This window comes from Aquimarina sp. 2-A2 (assembly GCF_045505135.1).
Taxonomy (GTDB): Bacteria; Bacteroidota; Bacteroidia; order Flavobacteriales; family Flavobacteriaceae; genus Aquimarina; species Aquimarina intermedia.
The window spans coordinates 88,878-110,772 of the sequence record NZ_JBJKFI010000001.1 but is presented as its reverse complement, the minus strand read 5'-3'; the positions used below and the strand labels follow the sequence as shown (position 1 = coordinate 110,772).

The window sequence follows — 21,895 nt, the reverse complement described above, 5'->3', positions numbered from 1 at the left end:
GTAAAATTCTTCAAATACAAAAATAAGTAAAACCCCTCAATTTAAAGATCTTCTATGCTTCAGTTGTCATAAAATGTTGTTAAGAAGAATATTCAAATTTCAAATGGTATGCATTCAAATAGCCTTGAGTTTTTATTCAATTTTATATCAAGATGTTAAGGCGTGAAAATTTTATGTTTAATAGCATAAATTACTAAACCTGTTCGATTTTTTAAATTTAGTTTTTCAAAAATAGAATCACGATATCCTTCGATCGTTTTAGGACTTAAGCACATGTCGCTAGCGATTTCTTTATACGTTTTTTCGGTACAAGCATGTTTTATAAATTCTATTTCTCTTTCTTTAAGAACAGTTTGTTTGTCTCTTTTAGGGTGTAATGAGCCCAGCAATAAATCAGTAACATTTTTTGTGTGATAAAATCCCGTTTCCTGAACTTCAATTAACGCATTTTCTAAGATACTTTTTTCAGTATCTTTCAATAAATACCCTTTCGCTCCCGCTTTTAGCATTTTTAGAATTGTGATTTCGTCTTCTTCAACCGAAAGCGCTAGTACGTTTATTTGAGGATACTGCTCTTTGAGATGTTGTGTGGTTTCTATGCCATTCATTATGGGCATATTAATATCCATAAGTACAATGTCAGGAATATTTTTAGGATCTTTTAAACGGGTGACTAATTCTTTTCCGTTTTTACAAACGTAAAGTACTTTGAATTTTGAAAATCCATCCACGAGTCCGGCAAGGGCTTGTGAAAGCAGTACGTGATCTTCGACGATGACTACAGAATAATTCATGCTATGATAATTGTGTTCTTAAGAACAATGATTTAATCTAGGTTGTTGTCGATATTGGGGTATGTTGAGTTGTGGTAATTAGTGTGTCATACTTGGTTCTCTTTATAGTAATATTCAAGCTTTAAAATGGTTCCTCTACCTACTTCGGATCTAATTTCGATGGCAGCATCTATTAATTTACCTCTACTTCTAATATTACAAAGTCCGATGCCTTGATCTGTTTTTTGTTTAGAGTTGCTAAATCCAATACCATCATCAGAGGCGGTAATTTGCACTTTCTCTTCATCAAAAATTGCATCAACCCTTAAGTTAGAAGCTTTTGAGTGTTTTATGGTGTTAGAGAAAAACTCTTGCAAAATTCTAAAAATTATGATCTCTACCTTTGGGTCCATGGCTCGGATTTCCGGCGTACTGGTCATTGCTGCATTGATAAACTGTAAGCGGTTAAATCGTTCGATCTCCAAGGCTAAAGCCTCTGTTAACGATAATTGTTTTATCGCGTCAGGATTTATCAACTTGGACAAAGCCCTGAGCTCGACAAGGCTTTTTGTGATAGTCTCGGTGACATCCTTTAATTTTTCCGGTTGCTCATGAGCTACACTAACCTGAATTTTAGCCAGTGTGAGCAATTGTCCAATATTATCATGCAGCTCCCAACTTATATTGCGCAACGTCTCTTCTCGTATTTCGATCTGGGTTTGCGCTATAGCTTTTTCAAATTTTTTAGAAGCTTCTTCTTGCTGTAGCAATAAAATGTTTTTCCTTTTCTGAAAAATTAGAAACAGGAAAATCATTACAATAATTATGACTACTAGTACGATACTAGCGATTAATATAGCTGTTTCTTGTCGCTCCATATGAACCCTATAATAAAGCAAATATTCATAGTAATTGCCAAAATTATATTTAGTAGCACTAGAATCGTTGCATCTGTTAGATACTCATAATAATTTCTAAGAATCCTAAAAGGAATGTTGCCAATATAATATAATAAAAGGCCTACACTAATCCAGAATAGAAGGTTTCTTTTAACATGAAGAACCCGCTCTGTATTTAAAATTTCTACAAAGTATAGGCTAATGCTAATTATTAGCAAAGTAGCTGCGATAATATAGGATATGCTCTGAAATTCAGTAAGATAATTCACAAAAAAGCTACTTATAAAAAGTATTGTATAGTACGCTAGGATGAAGCTTACTATTAACTTTTTGTATTTTGTATTACTAATATAATGTCTATACAATAAGAATAAGTAAGTAAAATTGATACAATGGTAAATATTATAAAAAATGGCGTTATATCTTGATATATATTCTCTTATGTAAATACCTAAAATTTCATTAAAAACAGTATACCATAGTAGGAACAAAAGAAATCGCAAAAAAGTGGTTTTGTATTTATAGAAGTAAACAGTTGCAACTACTGCTGTGATTAATTCTACAAAAATGCCAAAATTTCCTAGAGTGATTAATAATTCTCGTTTCACTTTTTAAAGCTGTTTTAATTAATAAGGTGGTGAACCACCAATTTCATTTCCGATAGTGCTTAACTCCTCCTGAAAAATACTTGACAGTGAGAAAAAACTTGCGGTATTTATTTTTGACCTATTCATTCCTCGTATGGGATTTTTTGGATCAGCTAACTCGTTTTCTAGAAACACCAGTTCTGGGGTACCATCTTTATTTTTATCGACAAACGTAAAACCTCGATGTATATTTTCACTTCCGGTTAGGGTAGTGGGAGCGATAAAAAAAGTATTCCTTCTTGGATCAGGAATCGGTTTTCCATTTTCAAACTTTTCTTTATCTGGATAGTTACCTAAATAGAGTCGATATCCCGTAATATCAACAGAATCGGGTGTGATTTTTTTGATATAAGCCATGTATTGATCTAGAAACTTTTTGCTTAAATAGAACGATCGCGAGGGCATAAAGTTTTCATTCGGTTTTCGGTTTGAAGGACATAATTTGATCAACGTACTATCACGTTTGCCTTCAAAAGCTTTAATAACACAAGAACGATTATCAGTATAGGTTTGATAGAGTTCTAGAGCATCACTAAAAGAAATTATCTCAGTGGGCTTGTTGACTATTGGTCGATCTGGACCTTTACAATTGTTAAGCGTAAAAAAAGTAATTATAGCCGTTAAGATGATTACGATTGGATACCCGATTAGATTAGATTGTTTCATTTTATTGATATTAAGGTGATTATGTTAAATAAATGTACCACTCTTAATTTGTAATTAAAAATATAATTTATAATTACATCAATTGCTAATCACGCAAGGCATTGATTTTCAATAGGTGTTGCTCCATAGGGAAGCCTGGGCTACGTAGCGTAGATATGTCTGAGAGGGGGAATTAACCCCCCTGATTAATTAGGTAAAACACGCTTGTTTTTTATGAGATCTGTGCTCTGTATAAAAACTAGAATTCAAGTTCCATTTTAATATCACTGCGCAGGTAAGGAGAGTTACTTTCTAAGGGAACTTCTCTAAACCCAAATTTCTTATAAATATGTAGTGCGTTTGCTAATTTGGTACTTGAATACAAGGTAAGCTTGCTCCATTTTTTAGTCTTGGCAAATGTTAAGCAATGTGTCATGAGTTGTTGTCCAATTTGTTGTCCGCGATATTGTGGGGAGACCGCCATTTTGCCTAGTTAATACCCCCCACGTTTCATTTTTATTAATGCAAAAGTGCCTGCGATTACATTATCTATTCTAGCAAAGAAAATATAGCCGTGATTATCAATAATAGTTGCTTCACAATTTTCTAATAGTTCTTGATCATGTGGTTCTACAACAAAATATTTTTCCAGCCATTCTATATTCAATTTGGCGAAATCAGCCGCATATTGTGATTCAAATGGTATAATTTCAATAGTTCTTTCGGTATTGGTCATGGTTTACAAATTTTCTAAGACTCTTTTGCTGAGTGATTTTTTGGATAATTGGTTTTCGATATAAGAAATATGATGTAATAAGTTAGTAGCACTCCCTTGAGTAAGCCATTTGATTTGTTGATCAATAGCTTGCCATATAGGAGTGAGTTCTTTATGCAGTTCTTTTCCTTTCTTGCTTAGACGAAAATTCTTCTTTCTTTTGTCTACTTTATCAGTTGAGTAAACAACTAATTTTTTATTGCTTAGCTTATTTAACGCTTGTGTAATGGCAGGTTGGGTATATTGAAGCTGTTCTTGTAGCTCTGTAGTCGTAACACATGTATTATCAATAAGTATTTTGAACACAGGAAATAAATAAGGATCAAAATCAATATTATGAGCATCATAAATTAAGTTAGTTTCTCGCATCAGAGTTTCACTAAGTCGTTTAAGTCTGGAGCCAAGGCCAAGCTCTCCAATATACTGTAGTGCATCAATCATAAGTATTTATATAAGTGCTTATACAAAAATACGAATTTTTTGAATTCAGTAAGTTATTTTTTGAATAATTACATATTTCTTAGCGCAGCATATCAATTATCTGTACCATAAATTTTTCTAATCTTAAAATTATCTTAAATAGGCAGGGTTTATTAATACATCAAAACAATCAATTTTACTTATTGAAAATACAGGATGTAATATCGTATCTTTATTACACTGAAATTAAATCACTTCTATATTATGAGCAATAAAAAACTTACCACGTCAGCAGGTGCTCCGGTACCTAATAATCAAAAATCGTTGACAGCGGGCAAGCGTGGGCCTGTTCTCTTACAAGACTATCAACTGATCGAGAAATTAGCCCATCAAAACAGAGAGCGTATACCCGAACGTGTGGTTCATGCAAAAGGGTGGGGGGCATTAGGAACATTTACCGTTACCAATGATATAACTAAATATACTCAAGCTAAGATTTTTTCCCAAGTCGGGAAGAAGACAGAAATGCTTGCAAGATTTTCGACTGTAGCTGGAGAGTCGGGTGCTGCAGATACAGAGCGGGACGTTAGAGGATTCTCCTTAAAATTTTATACAGAAGAGGGTAACTGGGATATGGTGGGTAATAACACGCCAGTCTTTTTTGTACGAGATGGCTGGAAATTTCCTGACTTTATTCGAACGCAAAAACGTCATCCTAGAACCAACTTAAGATCACCCGAAGCTATGTGGGATTTTTGGTCTCAGGTGCCGGAGAGTCTTCATCAAGTTACCATTTTGATGTCTGATCGTGGGATACCGACTACACCTATGCATATGAATGGTTATGGATCTCATACGTATTCCTTTTGGAACCATAACGGAGAACGTTTTTGGGTGAAATTTCATTTCAAAACGCAGCAAGGTCATGAATTTTATACTAATGAGGAAGCTGCGGATATTATTGGAAAAACCCGAGAGAAATATCAGGAAGAATTATTTGGAGCAATCGAAGAGGGAAATTTTCCTAAATGGAAAATGATGGTGCAAATAATGCCGGAACAAGATGCTGAAAAAACACCATATAATCCTTTTGATGTGACAAAAGTATGGCCTCATGGTGATTATCCGCTTATTGAAGTTGGAGAGGTTGAGTTAAATAAAAATCCTGATAACTATTACCAATATGTAGAAAATGCCGCCTATTCTCCTTCGAATAAAGTGCCGGGAATTGGTTTTTCTTTAGATAAAATGTTACAGGCGCGTGTATTTGCTTATGCAGATGCACATAGGTACCGATTGGGTACGCATTATGAAGCACTACCTGCTAATGCTCCTAAATCTGAAGTAAATCACTATCATAAAGACGGACCTATGCGATTTTTTGATAATAATAGTGACAATCCTGATGCATATTATGAACCAAACACCAAAAATGGTCCGACCGAGGTCCCAAGTGTTGAGGAGCCCCCACTAAGTATAAATGGAGATATTAATCGCTATGAAGATCAGGATCAAGTAGGAGATTTTAAACAGGTTGGGGATTTGTTCAGACTTTTTGATGAGAATCAGAAAGAACGACTTTTTCAAAATATAGCATTGGCCATCGATGGAGTATCTGACCATATCGTGGAACGACAGTTAAAACATTTTTATGCTGCTGACCCTGCCTATGGTGCCGGCGTTGAAAAAGCTATTCGTGAACATAAAGTAAGTAATCCAGATCCTAATTCCAATGTGATTCCTTCGGAGGTACAATAAAAAAATAATAATATAATGGAGAAGCCATAAAGTTCATTAAATTGAGACCTATGGCTTCCTTTAATTTCGTAATATATGAATGCAAATGCACTTTTTAACGCTATTAGATCAGAAGAATTACCTGTAGTAAAACAATTGTTGAGTTCTTATCCTGAACTTATTAATGAAAAAGATCAACGGGGGAGTACACCGCTTCTATTAGCCACCTACTACGGACTTGAAGATATCACAAGCTATTTACTCACGCTGCAACCTGATCTCGATGCTCAGGATGCCTCTGGCAATACTGCATTAATGGGTGTTAGTTTTAAAGGATATAAGTCTATAGTCAAAATGTTATTAACTGCTGGGGCATCCGTTAATAAAAAAAATTATAATGATGCTACGGCTCTCATTTATGCAGCTACTTTTGGTCAGAAAGAAATTATTGAACTTCTGCTGGCAAATGGAGCAGACCCTGAATTAAAGGATAATCAGGGGTATACAGCGGCTATGCACGCGCGTAATCAAGGACTTGATTTTTCTGAACTTCTTACGACTTCCTAGTGGAAAACATAAGCAATATAAAGCCCATTAAATCGGTACGGGTTACCTTGGTGTCCAATTCGCACCGACGTTTGTTATTACAAAATACTGGTGTTCTAAGGTTAGAGGATTTTCTTAGCGATAGTATTGATGATGAGGTGATTATTATAAGTACGAACTTCGGGTTAGAAATATACTACTACACAACTGTAGATTATTTTGATTTTATTAGTGAAGCTGTAAAATTTTATTGTTTAAAGAAAACAAATATTGACGATTTGAGGTTTGAGAACAATAATGAAGAACATCTCGTATATCAGGCATTTTGCGATGCGCTGCTAACTTTTTCACAGTATCCTCAAATTTTTCTTGCCTATAGTAAAAAATTTGTAAGAATCAAAGAACTGCATAGCAACAGCAAGTACATAATTCCGATTCTGGACCGCTATTTTGAAGATGTTTTAAAATATTTAGAACTCAACAGAGTGCTTCCACATTCGGATAAACTAATGAAAATAAGACAAAAAAAATCTCAAGAGTCAGATAGCTATCATGTGATAAAAGCGCTGATTCTTGAGATTTTATCAAAGAAACATAGTAATTAATTGTTAGAACTCTGCATTTAAGGGAGTTCTAGGATACGGTATTACATCTCTGATATTAGACATACCTGTTACAAATAGTACTAAGCGTTCAAATCCTAATCCAAACCCACTGTGAACACAAGTTCCGAATTTTCGGGTATCCAGATACCACCATAATTCTTCTTCTGGAATGTTCAAAGCAGCCATTTTTTCTTTTAAAACATCCAAGCGCTCTTCACGTTGAGAGCCTCCAACGATTTCTCCGATCCCGGGAAAGAGAATGTCCATAGCTCTCACCGTATTTCCATCTTCATTCAGACGCATGTAAAAAGCCTTAATTTTTGCCGGATAGTCAAAAAGAATTACCGGACACTTAAAATGCTTTTCTACCAAGAAGCGTTCATGTTCGCTCTGTAGGTCAGCACCCCATTCGTTTATAGGGTACTTGAATTTCTTTTTCTTATTCGGTTTAGAGTTCTTTAAGATATCAATTGCCTCAGTGTAACTTACACGCTTAAAATTGTGTTCTAAAACAAATTTTAATTTATCGCGTAATAACATTTCCTCACGTTCTGCCTGGGGTTTACTTTTGTCTTCTTGGACCAAGCGTTTTTCTAAAAACTCAAGATCATCCTGACAGTTATCAAGTACATATTGAAGCACATATTTAATAAAATCTTCAGCAAGATCCATATTGCCGTCAAGGTCACAAAAGGCTACCTCTGGCTCTACCATCCAAAACTCAGCTAAATGGCGGGAAGTGTTAGAGTTCTCGGCTCTAAAGGTTGGACCAAACGTATATACCTGTCCTAACCCCATTGCGTAGGTTTCTGCTTCAAGCTGACCGGATACGGTTAGATTGGTTTCTCTTCCGAAAAAATCTTTGCTATAATCGATACCTCCTTCTTGAGTAGTAGGTACTTTGTTTAGTTCAAAATTGGTTACCTTAAATGCCTCTCCAGCACCTTCGGCATCACTTCCTGTTATTACGGGTGTATTTACGTAGTAAAAGTTATTTTTTTGAAAATACTCATGGATAGCAAAAGACAATTTAGAACGAACTCTCATGATAGCGCCAAAAGTGTTGGTTCTCACACGTAAGTGTGCTTGCTCCCGTAATTTTTCTAAACTATGTTTTTTTGGTGATAATATGGTGAGTTTTAGCTCTTCGGGATCAGCATCTCCTTCTATTGTAATGCTATTTGCTTGAATCTCCACAAGTTGTCCTGATCCTTTACTTTCTACCAAAGTACCCGAAACCGTTACAGCGGCTCCAACCGTAATACGGTCGGTTAATGCCTTGTCAAAGGTGTCGTCTTCTAGTACACATTGAATAGTATGAATTGTTGATCCATCGTTGATAGCTATAAATCGATCGTTTCTGAAAGAGCGTACCCATCCTTTAACAACCACCGGCTGTAATAATTTATCACTTTTAAGTACTTCTATTACTTTAGAATGTTTCATCTTATCACGTTTCTATTTCTTTCTATAAAAATCAATTGCTTTAATTATTAAGCAATTTTAAGGGACGCAAAGATAAATTTTTAATCGGACTGTTGCCTATAGAATTTTAGCAAAATACCCGATGAATTTATGAGGTTGATCTATATTATATATGCTATCCATAATCATCATCTATATCTAAGCAGCTCCAAATTGTATCTTCTCAAAAAAATCCATGGCAAACATCGCTTTTAATTATGGAAAAAGCGTAAAAATGATGTTATTTGAAAGTAGAATTCTATGCTTTTAGTCTAAATAAGGCGCTTAATAATAAATTTATAGGTTAAAAGCTTGTACATATCTTTTTATTTTAACTTCCCAATAACCTGTTGGTCAGTCGATTACCTTTTAATTTGTACACGTAGTGATCTCCTGATCTGGTTTAATTACAAAAAGGGGGTTTTTCCCCTATGCGAGGTATTTCAGGAACCAACATACAGCTCTATCTTGCAAATGCAATTACAATAAAGGAATTAAAAAAAAAAACTATAACGAGTTTGTGTTTACGTTAAGTTAGTTTGATAGGTTTTGGGGTAATCTATCTTACAAAGGTCCCGTTAGATTTATCTAGCGGGGCTTTTTTATATAGTAATTAATGGTATCGAATGAACCTATTTAGTGTTATCAAACTAATGAGAACTAGAGAAAATAATCTTTTAGCTAGTTCGACTCCTTAAAATCATCGTCAGAATTAATTTCTTCTTCACTCGGGATGATACGTAAAGAAGGTTCTTTAAGTGTTTTCTTATTAGCGATACTTCTTTCTAATGAAAGTAAAAGAGAAGGTAGTAACAGTAGGTTAGATAACATTGCGAACAATAATGTAGTCGAGACCAGTCCACCTAAAGCCTTTGTGCCTCCAAAACTAGAAATCATAAAAACCGAAAAACCAAAGAAGAGTACTGTTGAGGTGTAAAACATACTTACGCCTGTTTCTCGTACAGCAGCAAAAACAGATTTACGTATTCTCCAATGATTTTGCTTGAGCTCCTGTCTATATTTGGCAAGAAAATGAATGGTATCATCCACTGATATACCGAACGCAATACTAAAAACTAGAATAGTTGATGGTTTGATAGGTACACCGAGGTATCCCATAAGCCCTGCCGTCATAAGTAATGGTAGTAAGTTAGGTATAAGCGAAATTACAATCATTTTAAAAGAACGGAACATCCATGCCATAAACAATGCAATTAAAACTATAGCCAATCCAAGGGAGAACACTAAATTCCAGACAAGGTAATTTGTTCCTTTTTGAAAAATTAAAGCTCTACCTGTAAACGTAACTTCGTATCGGTCTTTTGGAAAAATTTTTTCCAATTTGGGTCCTAAGGTAGTTTCAATACGCTCCATTTGCTCTGTGCCAACATCTTTCATAAATGTTGTGATTCGTGCGTATTGACCTGTAGAATCAACATAACTTTTCATGATTCCAGCCTCAGATTCAAAACTCTTGGCATAGGGCAATATAAAATTACGTTCTTGACTTGTGGGTATTTGATAATATTTTGGGTTTCCGTTGTAATAGGTCTGCTTCGCATATTTAACAAGACTTACAATAGAAATTGGCTTTGATAACTCCGGAGTCTCTTCGAGTAAAATTTCCAGTTCGGCCATTCGCTTTAAAGTAGGAAGTTTCCAAACTCCTTGCTTTCTCTTGGTATTAATAAGAATTTCTAAAGGCATAATACCGTCAAATTCTTCCTCAAAAAATTCGATATCCTGGAAGAAACCGGTTGATTTTGGCATGTCTTCCAATAGACTTCCAGAGACTTTTATGGTATAAATACCTATGATACTTGCAATCAAAATTATAATTGAAGCAATATATATGGTTACTCTTCTGGTTTTTACCATATGCTCCATCCAATCTACAAGACTTTCAATCCAACGTTTCCCCAAATGTTTGAGATGGCGCTCTTTTGGTTGCGGCATGTAACTATAAATGATGGTAATCACTAACAAGCAGAGAATAAAAAGCGCTATGATATTGATAGAAGCAACGATACCAAACTCCCGTAATAACTTACTTTCTGTCAAAGCAAATGTAGCAAAACCGGCAGCCGTTGTTACATTGGTCATAAGCGTTGCGTTACCAACTTTAGTAATCACTCTTTGTAGCGACTTAGCTTTATTACCGTGTTTTTTAATTTCTTGTTGATATTTGTTTATAAGAAAAATACAATTCGGAATACCAATAACGATTACCAGTGGTGGGATGATCGCGGTTAAAACGGTAATCTCATATTGTAACAATCCTAGAAGACCAAAGGCCCACATTACTCCAATGACTACAGCGGTCATAGAAATAATTGTAGCTCTGACGGATCTAAAAAAGAAGAAAAATATCAACGAAGTAACTAAAAGCGCAGCAAGAATAAAGACTTGAATTTCGTCCATTATATTCTGCGAATTCATGGTACGTATATAGGGCATACCAGAAACTTTTACATCCATATTGTATTTAGCCTCAAAAGCTTTTACCTTAGGATTGAGAACATCTTCTATGAATTTTTTTCGAACAATTGTATTTACAATATCCTTTTTAAGATACAGAGCACTTTGAACAGTTTTTGACTTTTTACTGTATACTAGCCCTTCATAAAAAGGTAATTTAGCAAACAATTCTTGCTCATAACGATCAACCTGTTTTTCTGTATATGAAGTGTCATTTATAAAGTCAACAAATTCAAATCTGGCTGGATTATCCTTTTTTTCTAATTTTTTAAGATCACTAAGCGAGATTACAAGATCAATCTCTTCATGCTTTTTAAAAGAATCGTTGAATTCATTCCAGGCTTTTAGTTTTGAGGGTGTAAATAGTGTACTGTCCTGTATAGCCATTACGATGAGGTTTCCCTCTTCGCCAAACGTATCTAAGAACTTTTGATATTGTACGTTTACCTCATGGTCATCCGGTAATAGATTAGCTTCTGTAAAGGAAAATCGCATATTTTTCCATTGAAACCCTAAAAACACAGTTATACCAATGATTCCTAAAAAGATTACCAGTCTGTTACGAAGTATAACTCCTGCTAAAGCATTCCAAAAACCGAAACTAAATAATTTTGCCATCTCCTTTTTTTGCTTGTGCAAATGTAAGGATTGAGCGTTTAATTTTTTTGAAATTTTATAATTTAAAAACCATTTGAAGAAGTTAACTTACAACTTAAGATAAAAAGTGAACTTAAAAGCGATGTTATCTTCAAACTGGGGGAGGGAATAGGCGCCATAACGAAATGCAAAACTTAGTCCAAAACCGGCAATCAGTTTATTAACTTCGAATCCGGATTCCTGATAACCATGTTCTAAGGACTTAAATTCAATGCCCTGATGTAATTCTTTATCTCTTACCGTGCCAATAGCATGTCGAGAGATTAATACGAGCTCCGGTTGCAGCCAACTAGCAATACGTATTGGCTGAAACGTATGTCTCATTTGAAAAGTTGCTAGTTTGTCACTAAAAAATTCGCTAAAGTACATCGTTTCAAAACTGCGTCTACCGGCAACAGAAAAGCGTTGTAAGATTGTTTCTTTGGTAGGGGCATTAGGATAGGCATGAAACAAATGGGTCAACGGGAGTTCTCCAAAACCAAGATTACCCTCTAACAAGAAGCTTGTTTTGCTCAGGTTTAAACGGTCAATGTTATATTCTGCCTTTAATCCAACTTTAGAATAGGTAAGATCACTCTCAAATACATCAGATATGCCTTGCGTATATTGTGCGGTAAATTTGGGATATCCATCATAGATTTCTTTGGTGCCACTAGGAGTCTTCAAGAAATTACTGAAAGGACTCCAGCGCAGCGCTATTTTAGCTTCGGTAGTCTTATAACTGGAACGCCAAATGTCATCTTGTTTATATTGATAATCTTTTGTTTGATCAATCTCACTTATTGAAACCTGAGTTTCGGAAAGGAGTTTGGGAAATACTTCGTATTGCAAGCTAGTACTGTATGTGCGATGCTTATAATAAAAGTCTATATTTACTAGGCGGGGTTCGAAGAGCGAATAAACGCGACGATCGGTCAGGTATTGAAAACTCCCAACCTCGCTTAAGTCATCTTTGTAATTAAAATTTAGCCAGGCGCCATGCTTTTTATTAAGTAAGATACCACCACCAATTCCATACTTAAATTGATCATCAATAAAACCATAAACTGTATATCCTTCGATTCTAAAGCGTTGAGAAAAAGAGGAATTTGTAATACCGCCAAGTCCAAGCCGTAAACCCTCATAATTATTATATTTAATTGGGTAGGTAAGGTCTAAATTAAAAAATCCTAGAGGATAAAAACCTTGGTTGAAACTTTGAATTACATTGATCCTGCGTTCAATATGTTGAGCTTTTACGATGCTGTCAATTACTGGAAACGAGGCTAAATCTTTTTCAGTAATCGCAGCTGTACGATAGGTTTCCCAAAAGGCGTTATCTCTGTTTTCTGCTTCGGTGTCAACTAGAATAGCAGGTTGCGTGGCAAGTTCAAGCTTATTGGGTTCAAAATTATAATCAAAAAAGTCTGTATTAGAAATCAGGAAATCGTCATTGTTTTGTTGATTATTTTTTTGATCTAGACTTCCTACTGATATTCTGCCTCCAAATAATGAAATTTTCTGTTTTCCGTTTCCTGATTTAATACTTATACTATTATTCTCAGGAAGCCACAATCCATTATTTTCTGATTTCTTGTAAAGATGAGTGGCTTTTACATCCAGTTCTCCCTTGAGTTCGATGACTGCCTTTTGGACTGCGTATGATGTGGTGTCTATGTATAGCAAACCTTCTAATCGAGCGATTGATGAAGTTTTTGTGGGTTGAAATAACACAACATAAGCTGGGTGATTTCCATCAAGCGTATCTAATACTTTATAATAATATAGCCTAGAAGACTTCTTGCTTAATGGTCCTGCAAAACGCTCATTAAAAATGGTATACTCTTCCCCATACAGTGAGGAGGATTGAATGGTCATTCCTAGCACAGGATACACGGGTTGTTCAAAACCTGCCATCTTTGTGCCGAGAACTTTTTGTTTCTCCGGTACATTTTTTTGAACGTAATGTGCTGTAACCTTTTCACTCAGAAAGGAATGTGTTTTATTAAAGATCTTCTCGATGGCGGCATCTGCCGTATCGCGACTCTTGAGGCGAGCAGTTCTGTCTTCTGTTATTTTAAACTTCTCGTACGATTTAAAAGTATATGCATCAATAGACTTTTTGGGATCATTAATAAGTTTATTTTCTATTGCTTTGGATATGATGGCATTGGCTCTGTTCCCTTCACTGTTTACAGATACGGCGCCTAGTTTTTCGGTCTTTGAGGACATTGAAATTGTAAGATACGTAATGGACGGATCTGTGATTGTTACTTTTTTTTCTAAATATCCTAAATAAGAAACTGTAAGCGTTACCGGTAGGGTTGCTAGGATTGTAAATGAACCGTCAGAGGATGTCATGACATTGGTTGCATTTTTTATGGAGATGTTAGCAAAAGGAAGAGGCGCATTGGTTTTGCTGTCTTGAATTTTTCCGGATAATTGTATCTGAGAAAAAGCCAGTAAATGACAGAAAAAAAATAAACTAAAAAGTTTTATTTGCATTAGGGAATTATATTCTTAATCGGGGTCAATATACAAAAAACCCCTATGTGAAATAGGGGTTTGGGTTTGATTATGATTCTTTTAATATTTATACCGTCATGATCTCTTTTTCTTTAACCATGAGCATGTCATCTATCTTTTTGATGTAACTGTCAGTTAGTTGTTGAATATCAACCTCTGTGTTTTTTGCTAAATCTTCAGAAAGCCCGTCTTTCTCTAATTTTTTAATTTCATTATTTGCGTGTTTCCGATCGTTACGAACACCTATTTTTGTGTCTTCCGCCTCAGCTTTGGCCTGCTTAGCAAGTTCACGACGTCGTTCTTCAGTAAGTGGTGGAACGCTGATGATAACACTTTCACCATTATTCATTGGGTTGAACCCAAGGTTTGCAATCAAGATCCCTTTTTCTATTTGGGGAATAGTGGATTTTTCAAATGGTTGAATTGTAATTGTACGGGCATCGGGAGTAGAGACATTTCCTACTTGATTTAATGGGGTGGGAGATCCGTAGTAATCTACCATAACACCACCAAGCATAGCGGGAGATGCTTTACCAGCTCTGATGTTTAATAATTTTTTTTCTAAGTGTACAAGTGCAGCTTCCATGGATTCTTTAGTAGAAGCTATAATAAAGTCGGTTTCTTCATTCATCTTTTAATGCTTTATTTGAATAATGAAATAATGAGTTTAAAATTTATAGATTGACTTTGGTTCCAATGGGTTCGCCAGAAATAATTTTCAAAAGATTCCCTTTTCTGTTCATGTCAAAAACAATTATCGGCAGTTCGTTTTCTTGGCTTAAGGTAAAAGCCGTAGTATCCATAACCTTTAAACCTTTGCTCAGAACATCATCAAACGAAATGAAATCAAATTTTGTCGCCTTGGCATCTTTTTCCGGATCAGCCGTGTAAATACCATCAACGCGAGTTCCTTTTAAAATAACGTCGGCATTAATTTCTATAGCGCGCAATACTGCTGCTGAATCTGTAGTAAAATAAGGATTACCTGTTCCTCCACCAAAAATAACGACACGACCTTTTTCAAGATGGCGAATAGCTCTTCGTCGTATAAAAGGCTCCGCTACTTCATTAATCTTAACCGCAGATTGCAAGCGCGTTGGTATATCTGCATCCTCTAATGCACTTTGTAATGCCAGACCGTTAATGACGGTGGCTAGCATTCCCATATGATCAGCTTGTACTCGATCCATACCTTTACTTGCACCGGCAACACCTCTAAAAATGTTTCCGCCACCTATAACCACGGCAACCTCTACATTTTTATCAGTTATTTGCTTAATCTCTTCAGCGTATTCGGCTAAGCGGTTAGGATCTATGCCATATTGACGTTCTCCCATCAAAGCTTCACCGGATAGCTTTAATAATATTCTTTTGTATTTCATTTTTGAGTGTGAGTGAGATGCAAATATAATCATATTCTCAATTATCAAAATATTTTAACGTGCAAAGGTCGCTATTGAGTGTTGTAAGCAAATGGAATAGGGGGTATTTCCCACAAAATCAGGGGTTTTTTCCCCTTATTTATACATTCTTTATGTTTATATTTGCTATAGGGAAATTGAGAATGAGGGAGATAGAGAGGTATGTTGAAAAAATTTATTTCTTTTTTCTTAAAGGCATCATGAGTAGCACTGCATGGTTGTTTTTAAGGCCAGGTATTTGGTTTTTTGGGATAATAGGGCAGAGGTCTCTGAACTATTGAAGAAAAAGAGATGTGTTTTTTCGATGTATTTTAAAAGGAAGAAAAGCCGCATTGTAGAACAAGGCGGCTTTTTGAATACTTCTTGGAAGCGTAAATTATTATGTGAAACTATCCTAAAGCAACACGCTCAAAAGCAACAACAGTTACGTCATTACCAAGTGTTTTTACATAATCAGCTACACTTTGTTTGTTATCTTTAATAAATGCCTGATTAACCAGTGTATTATCTTTAAAGAAACGTTGGATCTTACCTTTTGCGATATTATCTAACATAGCTTCAGGTTTTCCTTCCTGACGTAATTGATCTTTAGCAATTTCGATTTCTTTATCAACTACACTCTGATCAACACCATCTTCGTTTAATGCTACCGGATTCATTGCTGCTGCTTGCATAGATACGTCTTTTGCAACAGTTTCTGCGCCATCAGAACTTTGAGATAAACCTGTAAGGACAGCGATTTTGTTACCAGCGTGAATATAAGATCCAACAAAAGGAGCTTCCAGACTTCTAAAGTCACCTATTTCTATTTTTTCACCAATCACACCAGTTTGCTCAGTCAATTTATCTTGAACAGACATACCGTTAAAATCCTTTGCTAATAAATCTTCTTTTGAAGAAGCAGTTAATGCAAGATCTGCAAGTTCATTTGCAAGTGCAACGAAAGTGTCATTCTTCCCAACAAAGTCAGTTTCACAGTTTAAAGAAACGATTACACCTTTAGTGTTGTCTCCGTTTACTTTTGCGATAACAGCACCCTCTGAAGATTCTCTATCTGCACGATTAGCTGCAACTTTTTGACCTTTTTTTCTCAATACCTCGATTGCTGTATCAAAATTTCCGTCAGCCTCAACCAAAGCTTTTTTACAATCCATCATTCCGGCACCTGTGGCCTTACGTAATTTATTTACTTCTGCGGCGGTAATCTTAGCCATATCTTTATAATTTTATGTTTTATTTAAAAAAAAGAGTCGTTTAGTCAGTACTACAAAAGTAAAGAACTAAACGACTCATCAATTTTATGGTAAAGTTAGTTTTTCGTGATCAAATCGGGTGTTGAAACACCGTTAAGAGATCAGAAGTCTTCTTTACGTATAATCGTTAAATCTCAAAATTAACGACGGTCTATTCTTCCTCTTGTTTAGCGTCTTCAGCAACAGCTTTGGCCGGAGCTTTAGCTTTTGCAGGAGCCTCTTTTGGAGCATCTTTAGAAGCTTCTTTTGGAGAATCCTTAGGAGCATCTTTAGAAGCCTTTCTTTCGCTAAGACCTTCAACAATCGCGTCAGATACGAAAGACATTACCTTATCAATAGATTTAGAAGCATCATCGTTAGATGGAATAACATAATCAACCTGACGTGGGTCAGAGTTGGTATCCACCATAGCGAAAATTGGAATGTTTAATTTTTGAGCTTCTTTTACTGCGATGTGCTCACGAGTAATATCTACAACAAATAATGCTCCCGGTAGACGAGTCATATCAGAAATAGAACCAAGATTCTTTTCTAATTTAGCTCTTAAACGATCTACTTGAAGACGTTCTTTTTTAGAAAGCGTATTAAAAGTACCGTCCTTCTTCATTCTATCAATAGAGGCCATTTTTTTAACAGCTTTACGGATAGTAACAAAGTTAGTAAGCATTCCACCAGGCCATCTTTCAGTGATATAAGGTTGGCTAGCTTTATTTGCTTTTTCAGCAACGATTTCTTTTGCTTGTTTTTTTGTAGCGACAAAAAGGATTTTTCTGCCGGATGCAGCTATTTTCTTCAAAGCTTCACTTGCTTCGTTGATTTTTGCAGCTGTCTTATATAAGTTTATGATGTGGATGCCATTACGCTCCATATAGATGTACGGGGCCATGTTAGGATCCCATCTTCTGGTAAGGTGACCAAAATGTACACCTGCATCAAGTAATTCTTTTACTTCGATATTGTTTGCCATTTTTGTAATAGTTTACGTTCTGTTGAATTAGCAATGTTTGAGTGGCTACCAAGTGGTACGGCCTCAAGCATTTAGATGCTAAACTAACCTTTTCCTTTTGTAAGGAACACGCTATACGGCAAAGTATAGTGCATTAAAGTAACAACAAATACTGTTTTTAATAAATTAACGTTTAGAGAACTGGAATTTCTTACGAGCTTTCTTCTGACCGAATTTCTTACGTTCAACCATTCTTGGATCTCTCGTTAATAAACCTTCTGGTTTAAGGATTAACCTGTTTTCTTCGTCTAGTTCGCACATAGCTCTTGAAAGCGCTAAGCGTACAGCTTCTGCCTGACCAGTGATACCACCACCATATACATTTACTGTAACGTCAAATTTATCGTCATTACTAGTCAATGTGATAGGTTGATTCACTTTGTATTGTAAAGTACCTGTAGTGAAATAATCATTAAGATCTTTTTTGTTGATCGTGATTTTTCCAGAGCCTTCTTTAAGATACACTCGAGCTACTGCGGTCTTTCTACGACCGATTTTGTGAATAACTTCCATTACTTAAATTCGTTTAAGTTAATAGTTTTAGGCTGCTGAGCATCTTGATTGTGTTCTGCACCTACATACACTTTAAGATTACGGAATAATTCAGCTCCTAATTTGTTTTTAGGCAGCATTCCTTTTACCGCTTTCTCGATTAAACGCTCTGGGTTTTTGTCATACAATTCCTGAGCAGTAAGACTTCTTTGACCACCTGGATAGCCAGTGTGACGGATATACGATTTATCAGTCCACTTTTTACCAGTTAAGTTGATTTTTTCTGCGTTTGTCACGATAATGTTATCGCCGCAATCAACATGTGGTGTGAAGCTAGGCTTGTGTTTTCCTCTCAATAGTTTTGCAACTACAGAAGATAGACGGCCTAAAGTCTGTCCTTCAGCATCAACATGTAACCATTCTTTTGTAACGGTTGCTTTGTTTGCAGATACTGTTTTGTAACTTAATGTGTCCACACTAATTAATTTTACTTATTAAACATTCCATTCCTATCATAAAATAGGGGTGCAAATGTACAATTATATATTTATATAGCAAATAGGTGTCTCATAATATTTTAAGAAGTTGAGTTGTTGGTAATCAGTGCTCTTAATTTGAAATAAAAAAATAGTACGATCTTTAAATTTTGTCTCAATCTAATGTTAATTTTTTGTTAACACTGAAGTTATCTGTGACAGCCTCACGACCTTGTTGTCTTTACTACATAATAGCATCAATCAAAAAATCATTATGTTACGTAATACGCTAATTCTCTGTTTCCTTTTCTTTTTTATATGTGGTTTCTCACAATCTAATGACACTATAAAAGTAGTTAAACGCATCTATCAAACGAATCCGATCCAAGATCAAGAAGCACCTACTATTGATGGTGTTCTGGATGAAACAGCTTGGGATCTGGTACCATGGACCGCCGATTTTATTGAAAAAGAACCGGATGAAAACACACCGCCAAGTCAGCAAACAAAGTTTAAAATAGTATATGATCAGAAGTATTTGTACGTGGGCTTTAGATGTTTGGATACCGAAGCAGATAAAATTGAAAAACGATTGTCTCGTCGGGATGGGTTTCAAGGAGATTGGGTAGAAATTAACTTAGATACCTATCATGATAAACGTACCGGTTTTTCATTTACCATAACTGCCGCCGGAGTAAAGGGGGATGAATTTATTTCCAGAAATGGAAACAATTGGGATGGGAGTTGGAATCCTATTTGGTATACGGCAACGACCATCGATGATGAGGGCTGGTGGGCAGAAATTAAAATTCCGCTAAGTCAATTGAAATTTGGGAAAAGTAAAGAACAAATTTGGGGCTTACAGGTTACACGTAGACTTTTTAGAAAAGAAGAGCGCTCGGTTTGGCAACGTATACCACAAGATGCACCGGGTTGGGTGAGTGAATTTGGGGAGCTGCATGGTTTACTTAATATTGAGCCACAAAAACAATTAGAAATTCAGCCGTTTGGCGTTACGCAGTTGGATACCTACGAAGCAGAGGATGGAAATAGTTTTCGGGATGGTGAAGATTTTAAACTGAACGCCGGTATCGATGCAAAAATTGGGATCACCAATGATTTAACGCTGGATCTTACTGTTAACCCGGACTTCGGACAAGTGGAGGCTGATCCGGCGGCCATTGCCCTGGATGGATTTCAAATATTTTTTGAAGAACAGCGTCCGTTTTTTGTCGAGAACAAAAATATTTTTGACTATCGCTTTGCGAATAATGCCGATAACCTATTTTATTCTCGTCGAATCGGGCGTAGTCCTCAGGGAAATATTTCTACTACAGACGATGATTTTGCAGATGTTCCAAAAAATTCAACGATTCTCGGTGCAGCAAAGTTTAGTGGTAAAACTAAGGATGGTTGGTCAATTGGGGTTTTGGAAAGTGTTACTTCGCGTGAAATCGCTACTGTTGAGGATGCATTGGGCAATCGAAGAGAAGCGGTGGTAGAACCACTTACTAATTATTTTGTTGGTAGATTACAAAAAGATTTCAACGAAAGGAATACTTATGTTGGCGGAATTTTTACGGGCGTGCATAGAGATTTGGGAGATCAATTGTTTATCGATCTTGATAACTCGGAAACAGATGAATCTTCAGAATTGGTTGGTTTTCGTGAGAACACCCTAGAATCTTCTTTACGTCAAAGTGCGTATACCGGTGGTTTTGATTTTCGACATAATTGGAAGGATCGAAAATATTTTATTGAAGGTAATATCGTAGCAAGTCATGTCACCGGATCAAAAGAAGCAATAACCGAAACACAAACTTCCATTACCCATCTTTTTCAAAGATCAGATGCTTCTCATGTGGATGTTGATTCTTCAAGAACTTCACTTACCGGAACTGGAGGAAAACTTACCGCAGGGAAATCGGGAGGGGGCAACTGGCGTTATGATGGTGGCTTCTATTGGCGTTCACCAGAATTAGAATTGAATGATATAGGTTTTTTGCGACAAGCAGACGAAATTCAACAGTTTGCTAACCTGAGATATTTATTTCTGAAGCCTACCAAATTTTATAGAAGAGCAGAGGTTGCTTTTAATCAATTTGCTACATTTGATTTTGAGGGGAATTACAATCGCATACAATATCGTTTGTTTGGATTTATTAACTATAAAAATAACTGGTGGACTGAGGTAGGTTTAGGTCATAAGCCCAGAATTTATGGTAATACGGTATTGCGAGGTGGGCCAAGATGGCGTTTCTCTGATGATAACTATGCTTTTTTATTTTTTGGTTCAGACCGTCGTAAAAAGTTCCATTTTACAGTGGGTTATGATGGGTCCAGAGCTGCGCATAATGATTATACATTTGATCGTTTTGTGGTGCGACTTAATTATCAGCCTTTTGATGCACTAAGTGTGTCTTTTAACCCAGAATTTAGAATAAATAAAGATAAGACTCAGTATGTAGCTACAGAGGATTTTGGGGATGCCGCAAGATATATTACCGGAAATATTGAACAAAATACACTGAGCGCCAGTTTTAGAATAAACTATACTATAAATCCTAATCTGACCATACAATACTATGGACAACCTTTTATTTCCAGAGGACGTTATTCAAATTTTAATTACGTAAATAATCCCTTGGCAAAAAAATTGAGTAACCGTGTATCATTATACAGTCCTGATCAAATAAGTGCTAGTGATGATGGTTATAGTATTGATGAAAATCGTGACGGACTAGAGGATTATGATTTTGATAATCCTGATTTTGCCTTTGTACAATTTAGATCCAATTTGGTGTTGCGATGGGAGTATATTCCCGGTTCAGAAATATTCTTGGTTTGGTCGCAAGGAATAAACGGCGATGGTGATGCTGGTAATAAGCTGTTTAAAAGTTTAGATAATCAGATTTTAGGTCAAAAGCCTGAAAATACTTTTGTTTTAAAAGTGACCTATCGTTTCATATTGTAGCTCTCAGGATAGATTTCTTTAAGGTATATCCTATGATTATAATTAAAAGAACTTTATAATAGGAACTTAAACTTAGCTTAAAAGAAGGGGTTAAAGTTTTTTAAAAACCATATTATTAGCTG

The 21,895-nt window shown here is 35.7% G+C and carries 19 protein-coding genes; 4 read left to right on the top strand and 15 right to left on the bottom strand.

Annotated elements, in window-relative coordinates:
• Nucleotides 1-155: 155 nt before the first annotated feature.
• From ACJRPK_RS00485 to ACJRPK_RS00460, 6 genes are all read right to left on the bottom strand, one after another.
• Nucleotides 156-794, bottom strand: coding sequence for a response regulator (locus ACJRPK_RS00485; RefSeq protein ID WP_407137932.1), 639 nt, complete (start codon nt 792-794; stop codon nt 156-158).
• 86 nt (nt 795-880) lie between these two features.
• The gene (locus tag ACJRPK_RS00480; RefSeq protein ID WP_407137931.1) at nt 881-1,651 is read right to left on the bottom strand and encodes a sensor histidine kinase; all 771 of its coding nucleotides are present in this window, start codon (nt 1,649-1,651) and stop codon (nt 881-883) included.
• Nucleotides 1,652-2,298: 647 nt separating this feature from the next.
• Nucleotides 2,299-2,985 carry a hypothetical protein gene (locus ACJRPK_RS00475; RefSeq protein WP_407137930.1) on the bottom strand — a complete coding sequence of 229 codons (687 nt, stop codon included), beginning with the start codon at nt 2,983-2,985 and terminating at the stop codon, nt 2,299-2,301.
• Between the two features lie 238 nt (nt 2,986-3,223).
• The gene (locus ACJRPK_RS00470) at nt 3,224-3,448 is read right to left on the bottom strand and encodes a GNAT family N-acetyltransferase (protein ID WP_407137929.1); all 225 of its coding nucleotides are present in this window, start codon (nt 3,446-3,448) and stop codon (nt 3,224-3,226) included.
• A gap of 9 nt (nt 3,449-3,457) precedes the next feature.
• A complete protein-coding gene (locus ACJRPK_RS00465) occupies nt 3,458-3,700 on the bottom strand; it encodes a hypothetical protein (protein WP_407137928.1) in 243 nt (80 codons plus the stop codon).
• 3 nt (nt 3,701-3,703) lie between these two features.
• On the bottom strand, nt 3,704-4,180 hold the full coding sequence (locus ACJRPK_RS00460; protein WP_407137927.1) for a MarR family winged helix-turn-helix transcriptional regulator: 477 nt from the start codon (nt 4,178-4,180) through the stop codon (nt 3,704-3,706).
• Between the two features lie 243 nt (nt 4,181-4,423).
• Between ACJRPK_RS00460 and ACJRPK_RS00455 the strand changes: the two genes are divergently transcribed.
• The 3 genes from ACJRPK_RS00455 to ACJRPK_RS00445 all read left to right on the top strand — a co-directional run bounded on the left by ACJRPK_RS00455 (nt 4,424) and on the right by ACJRPK_RS00445 (nt 7,047).
• Nucleotides 4,424-5,917: a catalase gene (locus ACJRPK_RS00455; protein WP_407137926.1), complete on the top strand. Its 1,494-nt coding sequence runs from the start codon at nt 4,424-4,426 to the stop codon at nt 5,915-5,917.
• A gap of 75 nt (nt 5,918-5,992) precedes the next feature.
• A complete protein-coding gene (locus ACJRPK_RS00450; RefSeq protein WP_407137925.1) occupies nt 5,993-6,463 on the top strand; it encodes an ankyrin repeat domain-containing protein in 471 nt (156 codons plus the stop codon).
• On the top strand, nt 6,463-7,047 hold the full coding sequence (locus ACJRPK_RS00445; protein ID WP_407137924.1) for a hypothetical protein: 585 nt from the start codon (nt 6,463-6,465) through the stop codon (nt 7,045-7,047). Before ACJRPK_RS00450 ends, ACJRPK_RS00445 begins: the two co-directional genes overlap by 1 nt.
• A 3-nt stretch (nt 7,048-7,050) precedes the next feature.
• Here ACJRPK_RS00445 and asnS read toward each other — a convergent pair whose 3' ends face one another.
• From asnS to rplM, 9 genes are all read right to left on the bottom strand, one after another.
• A complete protein-coding gene (gene asnS / locus ACJRPK_RS00440) occupies nt 7,051-8,493 on the bottom strand; it encodes an asparagine--tRNA ligase (RefSeq protein WP_407137923.1) in 1,443 nt (480 codons plus the stop codon).
• Nucleotides 8,494-9,192: 699 nt separating this feature from the next.
• A complete protein-coding gene (locus ACJRPK_RS00435; RefSeq protein WP_407137922.1) occupies nt 9,193-11,607 on the bottom strand; it encodes an efflux RND transporter permease subunit in 2,415 nt (804 codons plus the stop codon).
• Between the two features lie 87 nt (nt 11,608-11,694).
• On the bottom strand, nt 11,695-14,130 hold the full coding sequence (locus ACJRPK_RS00430; RefSeq protein ID WP_407137921.1) for a DUF5686 family protein: 2,436 nt from the start codon (nt 14,128-14,130) through the stop codon (nt 11,695-11,697).
• Nucleotides 14,131-14,218: 88 nt separating this feature from the next.
• Nucleotides 14,219-14,782 carry a ribosome recycling factor gene (gene frr, locus ACJRPK_RS00425; protein ID WP_407137920.1) on the bottom strand — a complete coding sequence of 188 codons (564 nt, stop codon included), beginning with the start codon at nt 14,780-14,782 and terminating at the stop codon, nt 14,219-14,221.
• A 43-nt stretch (nt 14,783-14,825) separates the two neighbouring features.
• Nucleotides 14,826-15,533 (bottom strand): UMP kinase, encoded by a 708-nt coding sequence (pyrH, locus tag ACJRPK_RS00420; protein WP_148781656.1) that lies wholly within the window; start codon nt 15,531-15,533, stop codon nt 14,826-14,828.
• A gap of 428 nt (nt 15,534-15,961) precedes the next feature.
• Nucleotides 15,962-16,786 (bottom strand): translation elongation factor Ts, encoded by an 825-nt coding sequence (tsf, locus tag ACJRPK_RS00415; RefSeq protein WP_407137919.1) that lies wholly within the window; start codon nt 16,784-16,786, stop codon nt 15,962-15,964.
• Nucleotides 16,787-16,976: 190 nt separating this feature from the next.
• Nucleotides 16,977-17,792, bottom strand: coding sequence for a 30S ribosomal protein S2 (gene rpsB / locus ACJRPK_RS00410; protein WP_407137918.1), 816 nt, complete (start codon nt 17,790-17,792; stop codon nt 16,977-16,979).
• 165 nt (nt 17,793-17,957) lie between these two features.
• Nucleotides 17,958-18,344 carry a 30S ribosomal protein S9 gene (gene rpsI, locus ACJRPK_RS00405; RefSeq protein ID WP_148781653.1) on the bottom strand — a complete coding sequence of 129 codons (387 nt, stop codon included), beginning with the start codon at nt 18,342-18,344 and terminating at the stop codon, nt 17,958-17,960.
• On the bottom strand, nt 18,344-18,799 hold the full coding sequence (gene rplM / locus ACJRPK_RS00400) for a 50S ribosomal protein L13 (RefSeq protein ID WP_148781652.1): 456 nt from the start codon (nt 18,797-18,799) through the stop codon (nt 18,344-18,346). Before rplM ends, rpsI begins: the two co-directional genes overlap by 1 nt.
• Nucleotides 18,800-19,073: 274 nt before the next feature.
• Between rplM and ACJRPK_RS00395 the strand changes: the two genes are divergently transcribed.
• Entirely contained in the window at nt 19,074-21,773 is a 2,700-nt protein-coding gene (locus ACJRPK_RS00395; protein ID WP_407137917.1) for a DUF5916 domain-containing protein, read from the top strand.
• Nucleotides 21,774-21,895: the final 122 nt, after the last annotated feature.

Coding starts and splice junctions, on each gene's coding strand:
- ACJRPK_RS00485 (WP_407137932.1), bottom strand. CDS start 794: ATGAATTATTCTGTAGTCATCGTCGAAGATCACGTACTGCTTTCACAA.
- ACJRPK_RS00480 (WP_407137931.1), bottom strand. CDS start 1,651: ATGGAGCGACAAGAAACAGCTATATTAATCGCTAGTATCGTACTAGTA.
- ACJRPK_RS00475 (WP_407137930.1), bottom strand. CDS start 2,985: ATGAAACAATCTAATCTAATCGGGTATCCAATCGTAATCATCTTAACG.
- ACJRPK_RS00470 (WP_407137929.1), bottom strand. CDS start 3,448: ATGGCGGTCTCCCCACAATATCGCGGACAACAAATTGGACAACAACTC.
- ACJRPK_RS00465 (WP_407137928.1), bottom strand. CDS start 3,700: ATGACCAATACCGAAAGAACTATTGAAATTATACCATTTGAATCACAA.
- ACJRPK_RS00460 (WP_407137927.1), bottom strand. CDS start 4,180: ATGATTGATGCACTACAGTATATTGGAGAGCTTGGCCTTGGCTCCAGA.
- ACJRPK_RS00455 (WP_407137926.1), top strand. CDS start 4,424: ATGAGCAATAAAAAACTTACCACGTCAGCAGGTGCTCCGGTACCTAAT.
- ACJRPK_RS00450 (WP_407137925.1), top strand. CDS start 5,993: ATGAATGCAAATGCACTTTTTAACGCTATTAGATCAGAAGAATTACCT.
- asnS (WP_407137923.1), bottom strand. CDS start 8,493: ATGAAACATTCTAAAGTAATAGAAGTACTTAAAAGTGATAAATTATTA.
- ACJRPK_RS00435 (WP_407137922.1), bottom strand. CDS start 11,607: ATGGCAAAATTATTTAGTTTCGGTTTTTGGAATGCTTTAGCAGGAGTT.
- ACJRPK_RS00430 (WP_407137921.1), bottom strand. CDS start 14,130: ATGCAAATAAAACTTTTTAGTTTATTTTTTTTCTGTCATTTACTGGCT.
- frr (WP_407137920.1), bottom strand. CDS start 14,782: ATGAATGAAGAAACCGACTTTATTATAGCTTCTACTAAAGAATCCATG.
- pyrH (WP_148781656.1), bottom strand. CDS start 15,533: ATGAAATACAAAAGAATATTATTAAAGCTATCCGGTGAAGCTTTGATG.
- tsf (WP_407137919.1), bottom strand. CDS start 16,786: ATGGCTAAGATTACCGCCGCAGAAGTAAATAAATTACGTAAGGCCACA.
- rpsB (WP_407137918.1), bottom strand. CDS start 17,792: ATGGCAAACAATATCGAAGTAAAAGAATTACTTGATGCAGGTGTACAT.
- rpsI (WP_148781653.1), bottom strand. CDS start 18,344: ATGGAAGTTATTCACAAAATCGGTCGTAGAAAGACCGCAGTAGCTCGA.
- ACJRPK_RS00395 (WP_407137917.1), top strand. CDS start 19,074: ATGTTACGTAATACGCTAATTCTCTGTTTCCTTTTCTTTTTTATATGT.